The 1,307-nt window shown below is 51.1% G+C and carries 1 protein-coding gene; it reads right to left on the bottom strand.

The genetic code is table 11. The features are described from left to right. Positions 1-962 (bottom strand): XRE family transcriptional regulator (locus QCH34_RS12795; RefSeq protein ID WP_300334696.1); only part of this gene is annotated, 962 nt, incomplete at its 3' end. Positions 963-1,307: the final 345 nt, after the last annotated feature.

Genomic DNA, 1,307 nt, shown 5'->3' with positions numbered 1-1,307 from the left:
AGCCTCATCTGTGTTGGGGATTCGGATGGGATCTGCTTCCCCGGCTCTATCTTTCGCCATCCGCGTATGCTGAGCTCTCTCCTGAGCCGGTCTGCTCCATCCCGCGTGATGATCCCAAGATCGAGTGCCCGGTAGATCCATGCAGCCATGCTCAGGCCGTATTTCTGCTTCAGGAGATAGAGCTCCCGGAGATCCAGCCGTGTCCGCTCCCTTCCCAGTTCACGAACTGCCACCTCTTCAGGTACCAGAAATGCTCCGGCAAACCGGTTTGCCGCCATCTCGTCAACCTTCTCTGGAATTGCTCCCGTACCTAAATCAGATTCCAGCTGCATCAGGAGATGTCCAAGTTCATGGGCAAGGCTGAAACGCTGCCTATCTCCCGGCATCTCTTTGTTCACAATGATAACCGGATGATGATTATACCAGAGGGTCAGGGCATCAAACTTCTCTGACGCAGCAAGAACACCAACCTTAATCCCATGCTGCTCAAGGACATCCATCACATTCTCGATCGGATCAAGACCAAGATCCCATTTTGTGCGGACTGACAGAGCCAGAGCTTCGATATCCTCAACATTCCGGATCCTGCATTCATCCTGAGAAGACAGATCAAGGCCTGCCTCTGCCCCGGTGATCCGCTCGATTGTCAGGTAACGCTCAAGCCAGTCCTCTGTCCTCCCGAGGATCATCGCCTCTTCCTTCTTGGTGAGGGCCTTTCTGCACCGGTACTGCGGCAGCCTCAGTGTTACGGATAATGGCCTTAGAAAAAACTCCACCTTCACGCCAAGAGCTTTTCCAAGGGCAAGCAGCATCCCGGAGCCGGGTATCACATCACCGGATTCATACTTGGAGATCGCCATCTTCGAGACCTTCACCTGGTCGGCAAGCGCCTGCTGCGAAAGGCCCGCCAGTTTCCTCGCAGCCCTGATCCGCTCACCGATTATGGCCTTTGACACCATCATCACCTACCCCTATCTTCTGATTTAGTTTACAAAAATTACAATTAATCAGGTAGAGTAAACTTACACCCCATGATATAAATACTATTCCCGAAAGGGGAGATCAAGACACAATTCCGTTATCCCGAATGTATGAAAGCATACATCACATGTTTCGTCGGAATAAAATTCCTCATCTCCGTCGGAATAAAACTCCCCACCCTCCATAAACAGAAGGGCAAACAGGAGGAGATGCTGCCCATTCAAAATCAATAGTTTCTACACAAAAGAAAGAAAATAATCGTCTCAAAGAGGAAAAGTGAGGAGATCCCTCTCCCCTCTCCACTCCACTCAGCTCAGGGCTGCCAT

Origin of the sequence: Methanocalculus sp. (genome assembly GCF_029762515.1) — an archaeon.
Taxonomy (GTDB): domain Archaea; phylum Halobacteriota; class Methanomicrobia; order Methanomicrobiales; family Methanocorpusculaceae; genus Methanocalculus.
This window is presented reverse-complemented; position numbering and strand designations above follow the sequence as displayed.